At 58.5% G+C, this 8,587-nt stretch carries 7 protein-coding genes; 6 read left to right on the top strand and 1 reads right to left on the bottom strand.

Annotation, left to right across the window (positions count from 1 at the left end; translation table 11 throughout):
• From VG146_22675 to VG146_22650, 6 genes are all read left to right on the top strand, one after another.
• Nucleotides 1-963, top strand: a 963-nt coding sequence (locus VG146_22675; protein HEV2395166.1) for a hypothetical protein, incomplete at its 5' end; no start/stop codon positions are given.
• Nucleotides 964-1,491: 528 nt separating this feature from the next.
• Nucleotides 1,492-2,334, top strand: coding sequence for a type II secretion system protein (locus VG146_22670; protein HEV2395165.1), 843 nt, complete (start codon nucleotides 1,492-1,494; stop codon nucleotides 2,332-2,334).
• A gap of 82 nt (nucleotides 2,335-2,416) precedes the next feature.
• Entirely contained in the window at nucleotides 2,417-2,863 is a 447-nt protein-coding gene (locus VG146_22665) for a hypothetical protein (GenBank protein ID HEV2395164.1), read from the top strand.
• Between the two features lie 141 nt (nucleotides 2,864-3,004).
• On the top strand, nucleotides 3,005-4,252 hold the full coding sequence (locus tag VG146_22660) for a hypothetical protein (GenBank protein ID HEV2395163.1): 1,248 nt from the start codon (nucleotides 3,005-3,007) through the stop codon (nucleotides 4,250-4,252).
• A gap of 76 nt (nucleotides 4,253-4,328) precedes the next feature.
• Nucleotides 4,329-5,345: a glycosyltransferase family 39 protein gene (locus VG146_22655; GenBank protein HEV2395162.1), complete on the top strand. Its 1,017-nt coding sequence runs from the start codon at nucleotides 4,329-4,331 to the stop codon at nucleotides 5,343-5,345.
• A 68-nt stretch (nucleotides 5,346-5,413) separates the two neighbouring features.
• Nucleotides 5,414-6,853: a glycosyltransferase gene (locus VG146_22650; GenBank protein HEV2395161.1), complete on the top strand. Its 1,440-nt coding sequence runs from the start codon at nucleotides 5,414-5,416 to the stop codon at nucleotides 6,851-6,853.
• 59 nt (nucleotides 6,854-6,912) lie between these two features.
• Here the strand turns inward: VG146_22650 and VG146_22645 are convergent, their stop codons facing one another.
• A complete protein-coding gene (locus VG146_22645) occupies nucleotides 6,913-8,583 on the bottom strand; it encodes a cyclic peptide export ABC transporter (GenBank protein ID HEV2395160.1) in 1,671 nt (556 codons plus the stop codon).
• Nucleotides 8,584-8,587 lie beyond the last annotated feature (4 nt).

Here is an 8,587-nt window from a genome sequence, read left to right as displayed (position 1 = left end):
TTCATCTCGTCGCCTCCTGTCATCAGGAACCTTGTTTTCCAGCAAAAGGTACCGATGGACGGCGGGGCCCGACCTTTGGATGGCACCTTCGCGCTATCGACAAGGTTCGAATACTTCCAGGCAAGGTGGCAGACCAACGGGCTGCTGTTCCGACGGCTTGGCGGCTTGGGTGATGTGACCAATCTCAGTGTTGCAGCCGAATTGGTTTCAATTTCCGGCCACGAGCACGCCCTGGTCGAGCCGCCGGGGCGCTTAACGACTTGGGATGACCGCGACCCGTCGATCGCGGGCAAGGCGGTCTCGATCTTTTATACGAGCCAATTCATGCTGGAGCCGCTGCGCCGAGTGGTGAATATGGGGATCATGTATGCAGGCTTTGGCAAGGTGGAGTGGGCTGGGAACCATTTCAGAACGGAAGCGGAACTCGATCACGAGCACATTGTCATCACGGGCCAATTGCTGCCGGCGCCGGGTGGGCGTCCAAGCGGCTTGAAAGTGCATTACGCCTTTCCACACCAGACCTACCATTACATCATCCGCTACTCCTACGCGCCTACTCCCAAGTATTCGTATTTACCGGCGGTCATCAGGAGCTGTTGGATTCCGGACGATCGGAAGCAAACCGAGATTGAAGTGGACGAGTGGCGGATTATCAATTTCGAAATCGACGACACCCTCCTGGCGGACAATGCTTTTGGTATCGCCCCTTTTGCCCAGTTCAACCGCTGGGCGACCCGCGTCTATCCCAATGGCGCAGTTTACGACCGGGGCACCAATGGGGCCTTGCAAATGGCTTACATTTTGGACCCCTTCGGCGCCCTGCTCCCCCCGCGGCCTCGCATTTCGAGGATGCTTCTCTACACAATTTGGGGTGGGATGAACGTGGCGATTTTTGCTCTCGTGTTGGGAGCGAAAGAACCGAACAAAGAAAACAGCAAACATGAAAGGAGAGTTACAGCATGAGATTCAAATTCAAACCACAAACAGGGCTCTTGGTTGCCGGCCTGCTGGCCGCGAGTTACTCGGAGGCCTGCTATTATCAGGGTACAAGCGCGGTCTGTATCGCAAGTGGTGCGACAGTAGACGGCATAACCTGGAATAGCAATACAGGCGCCGGTCAACAACCAATCACCGCAAGCCAGGACTGGATAGTCTACGCACAGGCGAATCACCATGTTGTGTGGTCGGGAACCGGAGCGGGAGGGTACCAGGGCACTGGCGGCGACGGTGGTACCCTTCCAAATTATTGTGTCGGTCCAGTCCACTTTACGGATGCTTCGGGGAACACATCGTCTTTCGCCTCGTGGTCCTACGGCGAGATATTTGGGGATCCACCGACTGCCCCAGGGGATCATGGGATATACGCGGGGACGGTTGACCCTAGCAGCGGCACATGCTCGTAACGTTTCGGGTGATTCCATGTCCCAGGGAAGGCGCGGGCTTAACGTTAGCGCCCGTGCCTCCCGCTCGGTTCGATTCGAGGAATGTTCGATGAAAAAGAATTCCCATGGATTCACCTTGATTGAGTTGTTGGTCGTGATCGCCGTCATCGCCATTCTGGCGGCGATGCTGCTTCCAACGCTACATCGGGCAAAAATCCAGGCAGATTCAGCCCAATGCCGCAACAACCTGCACCAAATCACATTGGGCATCAGCATGTACGTGCAACAGAGCGGCGTGTACCCAGACGCGGCACGGTTGCCCGGGGAAATCCAGTCTTTTGTCGGAGCGCCTTGGCCATCGAACAACTACAGCTATTCTACCAATGGACGTTCCGATACATATCTTGGCCCACCGCGCAGTGTTTATGCCTGCCCGGGGTATAATCGAGTGCGGGGTGCTTTTTTTCTCTATTTTGGAGCCTCGGAGTCGTCTGGAAGCTATGCGTATAACGATTCTGGTTGGCTCGAGGCCTGGGAACATTTAAACCGACCCATTCCGGAGGATCTGTGGAACCAGGGGCTGGGCTGGGTGGGCGCGACGTCCACCAGTAACATGGTTGGCGCTCTTCCACCAACTCCCGAAAGCAGAGTGCTCCACCCGAGCGATATGATCGCCATGGGTGACACGCCTTTCGTGCCCGGGGCCGACCCCCCGGGCGGTGCTATGAACTTCGGCCTGGACTTCTCGTCATCTTATCCTGCCTTCTATACCAACGCCTCAACACTGCGCTTGATGGCGCAAAGACATGCCGCGCGCTGGAACGTGGCCTTTTGCGACGGTCATGTGGAAAACCTGCCGACCCAATTGTTTTTTTACTTCTCGAACCCAAATGTGGCGCGCCGCTGGGACAGTGACAATCAACCTCACAACGAGCAATGGCCTGGCCCCTAAAGACAGGGCGCTCAGCAAACAGAAAGGATTAATTCGATTGAATTGGAGGCGGGAGATTTGGTTTTACAGAACTGCGGCGGGCATGTTGCTGTTGACCGCGCTGGCAAAGCTGTACAGCGCCGGAGGGGGCGCGAGAATTCTCCAGATTCAGGACCAGTTGCTTCATTTGGGTTACCGGCGAGTGATGGTTCTCGCGGCGCTCTTTGAACTGGCCACGGCCGCGCTTTTGGTATGGAACCGGAGCGATCTAAGGCGCTCGCTGATGCTCCTGTGGTTGAGCAGCAACTTGATTGCCTATCACCTGGGCAATTTCCTATTAGGGGTCCACACATGCCCCTGTCTCGGGCAAGTGGCGGACCGCCTGCCTCTGCCGCGCGGAATGGCGGACGTGATGCTTCAACTGTTGGTTCTTTGGTGGTTTCTTGGAAGCTGGAATTCATTCTGGCGGCTTTGGGGCTCAGAGCGGTGGTCGCGTATCGCTGCGTCGCCACGCCGTTTTTTCGGGAATACCTCTGCCCTTGGCCAGTAACGATTCGAGAGGGGTGGCGGGGGTTGCGGGTCTTTGGAAATAGACGCGGCGAGCGGTGTCGAGGCAGCGAGACTATAATGAATCGCTTTGGCGGTTTTTCGCCCGCCCTGAGGACGGTGGAAAGCCGAATATCGTTCGAGTATGAAAGTAATAACGTCCAAGTTTTCACTGGTTGCCTTTGGACTTGCCCTTGGGTTTTTTCTCGGACGTGTGCCATTACGTGAAGCGCACGAAAGCGTAGGTTCCACTGTCGTCTCGACAAATTCCCTTGCCCATGCGGCAGGGCAGGGAGCGCCAACCGCATCGCGCGGGCGATTGGTCGCCCTGTCCGCCCGCCAAGAAGATCAGGATGCGGCTTTCTTCCGCGCACTCGCCGCGGCCCACTCAGGAGATAAGAACCAGCAACAGTTGCAGGCGTTAATAGGCTCGCTTAGGCCGCAGGAAATCGGGCGGATAATTATATTGGCCCAACAACTCACTAACAGGGTTGACAGAGCTCTGGCGCTGGCGCAATTGACTGGACGGCTAAGCCAAATCAATCCCCCGGCCGCTGCCGAACTTGCGACATCGCTTGACCCAGGCCGTGAGCGGGACCGGCTCTTTGGCGTTATTGCAAGCGCGTGGGCCACTAGCGACCCGCAGAGCGCGTTGGCTTGGGCGCAAGGATTGCCGGCAGGAACCGGCCGCAGCCAGGCTACGCGCCAAGCCCTGACATCATGGGCTGCTGGCGATCCCAAAGCTGCGGCGGATTCCCTCCTGAGCCAGCCTTCCGGGAGCTTGCTCAACAATCTTGCGGGTGAGGTAACGAGCGAATGGGCTTCAACGGATCCAGCGGCAGCCGGCAGATGGGCAGTCGATAATTTGTCCGGGCAAGCGCAAAAGGATGCCTTGTCTGCGCTGGGGGCTGTGTGGGGGCGGAAGTCCCCAGCGGATGCCGCTGCTTTCGCAGCAAGCATTTCTGCCGGCGACACCCAAAACGCCGTCGTGGACAGCGTCCTTACCTCGTGGGCCGCCTCGGACCCGGTCTCGGCGGCGAAATGGGTGGATCAGTTTCCCGAAGGCAAGGCGCGAGACGAGTCGGCGCGTACTCTGGTGATTTCTTGGGCGATAAATGATCCGGCTGGCGCGGCCAATTGGCTGCAAGGGCAAAGCCCGGGCTCGACCCGCGACGCGGCTGTGGGGAGCTTTGTCGAGGTCGTGGACCGCACGGACCCGGCTGCGGCAGCAGCCTGGGCGGAGTCAATAGGCGACGAGAGGGAGAGGCTTTTGGAAATGCAGACGGCAGCCGGCGCTTGGATGAACGCGGACCAGGCGGCTGCGCGCGCCTGGGTGCAGAACTCAGCTTTGCCCGACAATGTAAAGCAGCGTCTCCTCGGTTCCGAGCGATAACTTCACCGTTGGGGTAGTGGTTGCAAAACCGTCGCGAACATCACTCGGCTGCCGCCTCTCGGAAGCGATGCGTGTTATGGAAGAGCATGAAGAAAAGTTAAGAGCAAGGCTCCGCTGGGCCTTGGCGGGGCTCGCGGCCGCCGTTTATTGGCAGGTGTCGCTCCACAGCTTCATTAACTACGATGATCCTCTTTTTGTTGGCCGCAATCCCCACGTTTATACCGGCCTTACGCTGGCTAATCTCAGGTGGGCCTTTACGACGCTGAGCGGCGGTGCGACCTCTTATCAGCCTTTGGTTTGGCTGAGCCACCAGTTGGATTGCCAACTGTTTGGTCTGAAGGCTGGGCCTCAGCATCTGACAAATCTTTGGTTCCATGTGGCCAACACACTCCTGCTTTTTACGCTGCTGGACAATCTCACAGGCAAGCAGTGGCGCAGCGCGATGGTGGCTGTTCTATTTGCCGTGCATCCGCTACATGTTCAAACCGTCGCTTGGATTTCCGAGCGGAAGAGCCTGGTTTGCACTTCGTTCTGGCTGCTCACGACGCTTTGTTATGTGCGGTATGCCCGTCAAGGAGGCGTTTGCAACTACTTGCTCTCCCTGCTGCTGTTTGCTGGCGCCCTTTTGTGCAAGCCCATCGCCGTGAGCCTGCCAGTCACCCTCTTACTGCTGGATTTTTGGCCACTCCGACGCTTACGCCTGGGAGAATCGGCCGGGTGGCGGCCCGCGCCGCTCGATGCCCGGGATCAAGTGGCCAAACTGGATGAGATCGCGCCCTCGGTTTGGCGGCTCCTGCTCGAAAAGGCGCCATTCTTCCTGCTCTCGGCGATAATGTGCTGGGTGACGGTGCTGGCGCAAGCCGACTTGGGAGCCATCCAGACGCTCGCAGACGTCCCTTTGGCCGTCCGCCTAAGCAACTCCGTCGTCGTGCCCATCCTGTATTTGTGGAAGGCGGCTTGGCCGGATGGCTTGGCTCCGATTTACCCGCTGCATCACGACTGGGCGTGGTGGCAGGTAGCTGGGGCCGGCATGGCGTCAGCCCAGGGGAGATACAGGAGGCTATGGCGTTATTGGCGGATATTTCTCGAATAGCGGCCGCCGGAAAATGAACGTCAGTGTCGGCTAGTTGAATTGAAGCAAGCGGCCGACCACCAGAATGCATGCCAGGCCTAACTAAAATCCTGATTGTCACCGACAGCCCGGTTTTGCCGACTGGCATGGCCAAGGCCACCCGTCTCATCTTCGGCGGGCTGCTGGCAAAATACCCGGGCCAGTACGAGCTTCACCAGCTCGGTTTATTCCAATGTTACGCCGTGACCACGCCCCAATGGCCTGTCTATCCGACGATGACCTTCAAAAACCGCCAGGGCAAACTCGAGTTTACGCCCGAGGACAAATACGGCCAGAAAACCTTCTTCCTCCTGCTGCCCAAGGCGCAGCCGGACATCGTGTTTGCCTTCGGCGACCCGCAGGCAGTCCTGTATTTGTGCCTGCCGCCAAAGGACCGGCGCTACAAGCTGATTCTCTATATTAACTTCGACGGCCTGCCGATGATGCCCGGATATGGCGCGATTCTCAACCACGCGGACGTGATTTTCACGAAGAGCGAATTCTCCATGGAGGTCCTTGCGCGCTGCTTGCCGATGGTGGCCCGCGAGAAACTCGGTTACCGCTACAGCCCGGCGGATCTCGAGAGGTTTGCCCCCGTGCCGCAGGAGACCCGGGCGGAAATGCGATGCGACCTGTTTCCGCGCTGGATGCCGCCGGAGTCTTTTGTTCTCGGCTGGGTTGGCCGCAACCAATGGCGCAAGCAGGTCTGGGTTTTGTACAAGGTCCTGCATTACCTGCGCAGCGGACAGTACCTGGTTTGCCGGGCCTGCGGGCGGGTCAGTCTGTTCGAGTGGGACCCGACGCTGCAAGGGGGCGCGGATTCCCCGCTGCTGGTCAAGGAGTCGCGCCCCGATTACCGCCACGGCTGTTGCGTCCATTGCGGTTCGATGGAAATCGAGCAGGCCAACCCGTTGCCGGACCTTTTCCTGTGGTGCCACATGCCCGAGGAACCCGAGGAGGCCTGGCCGTTGCGAGCCATCGAGGAGCAGTTTGGCCTGCGGCGCGACCGCGACGTGTATTACACGCCCGAGCATGGGCACAAATCAGCTTTGGCGCCCGAGGACATGCCGATGCTCTACCGGATATGGGACGGCCTGTTGTTTCTGAGCGGCGGCGAAGGGTTCGGGTTGCCGGCCTGGGAGGCGATGTGCGCGGGGTTGCCGGTGGTTTATACAAATTATTCGTCGCACGCCGAGTTCGTGGGCCGCGCGCAGGCGGGCCTGCCGGTGGGAGGGATTTTGCAACCGGAACAAAAGACCTGCATTTGGCGGATGTTGGCGGACGTTGGCCAAACGATAGAGGCGGTGCGGCACTTGTACTTCAATCGCAAGGCGGGCGGGCAGCTTGGCGAAAACGGGCGGAATTTTGTCCGGCAATTCTCGATCGAGACCCAGGCGGAGGCATGGCACGAGACCTTCCAGCGCCTCGTGCGGCCCGTGGCGGCAGCAGGCAATCCCGCTGCCGCTTGTTCCACGTCGCTTTCAAGATGAGCAAACGGGTTGCCTGCAACAATCATTCTCCATCGCGGGGCTTTGTCACGAGCGCCGTTTCAAAACTCATCTTTAACAAGGACCGGTCGCGAGCAGCCGTTGGGTTCCGGCGTGGAACCCAAGACCAGTTTGCCATAGTCCAGTTTAATCAGGCGGTCTGCCAGGTAGAAGTAGCGATCATCATGGGTGATGACCAGGACGGTTTTGCCCCGCGCTTTAAGTTCCGGAAGCAGGCGCTTGTAAAAGACTTCTTTGAAATGGGGGTCCTGGTCCGCCGCCCACTCATCGAAGAGGTAAAAGGGCCGGTCCTCGAGATACGCGGTCAAAAGCGCGAGCCGTTTGCGCTGCCCCTGGGAAACAGCCGTGGTCGATAAAACGCCGTCCCGCACCTTGACCTTGTGGTTCAAATGGAGCTGTTGGAGATACTCCTCGGCCTGGGTGTCAATGTTCGGGTTCTTCAAGCCGAGCAGGTTTTCGAACAGGTAAAAATCGCCGAAGACGGCGGAGAAAAGCTGGCGATATTCGTCCCGGTTTGCATCGCTAATCAACTGCCCATTGAGCCGAATCTCGCCCGCCTCGGGCACGTAAAGTCCTGCAACGAGCTTGGCCAAAGTCGATTTGCCGCTCCCGTTGCCGCCCACCAGGAAAACCAATTCCCCGGGGCGAAAGCTCAAATTGATGGGCCCGAGAATGAAATGGCTGTCGTCCTGCTCGCAATGGTACGAATGAAGGATAGCGCGCAAATCCAGGCGGTTGAAAGCGACCGGCGCTTCGGATTGATCGAATGAACAGGTTTCGGTCGAGTGCTCGGACAAGGAGATTCCCAAAGTTTGGACCTTCTGCAGGGCGACGCTGGCGCGGCCAAACAGCGAAAAGCTGCTCATCACCCCCGCCAGCGGACCCATCAGATACAGCGTAGTGACCACGTACCCCGTGAGCGTGTTCTGGCTGAAAGCCGCCAGATGCGGGACCAAAAACAGGATGACCCCAATGAGCACGAAATAAAGCAAGTGATTCCAGTTCTGGGCCGTGATGAAGCAGAGTTCGGCCCGCACGTTCTCGCGCTGATAGGCCTCCGTGGTGGATTGGATATTATCATTAAAAAACGCGCTGCGGCGGCTGCGATGAAGTTTCAGCTCCTTGATGCCCTCGGTGAGCGCGCGAAAATAGCCATACAGTTTGTCTTCCGACTCCCGCGCGCGGTTCAGCGAGTGAAAGGCGCGGGCAATGACCAGGCGGTAGCCGATGCCCCCAAAGAGAATTAACGCGGCCACCGCGGCAAGCATCCTCCAGGAGAGCCACCCCAAATAGGCGGCGCCCCCAAGAAGGATGGCGATATTGACCGAGATGACCGGTATCGCCAGCAGCGCCTGGGTGATGTTAAAGACATCGTCCGTCAGAGCCACCAGAATGCGGGGCGAGCCAATTTCTTCCAGGTTCCGCAATGGCACCGCAAGGATTTTGCTGATCAAATCGCGCCGCAACTGCGCAATAGCCCCCTGCGAGAATCTTGCCAGCACAACCTGGGAAACAAAATTCGTAAGGACCTTGCCCAGGCCCAGCGCGATGAAGGCCCAAAGCAATGCAGCGAGCCCGGCGGAGGTGCGCGTCAAAGCGGCGGTGACCAATGCCATCAGCCCGGCATTGCAGGCGCCGCTGAGCATCGCCGTCACGGTGGTGAAAATCATCATCCCTCGGCAGGTGCGGAATATAAATTTTAGAAGCATCATAGGT

Source organism: Verrucomicrobiia bacterium (assembly GCA_035946615.1).
Taxonomy (GTDB): domain Bacteria; phylum Verrucomicrobiota; class Verrucomicrobiia; order Limisphaerales; family UBA8199; genus DASYZB01.
This window is presented reverse-complemented; position numbering and strand designations above follow the sequence as displayed.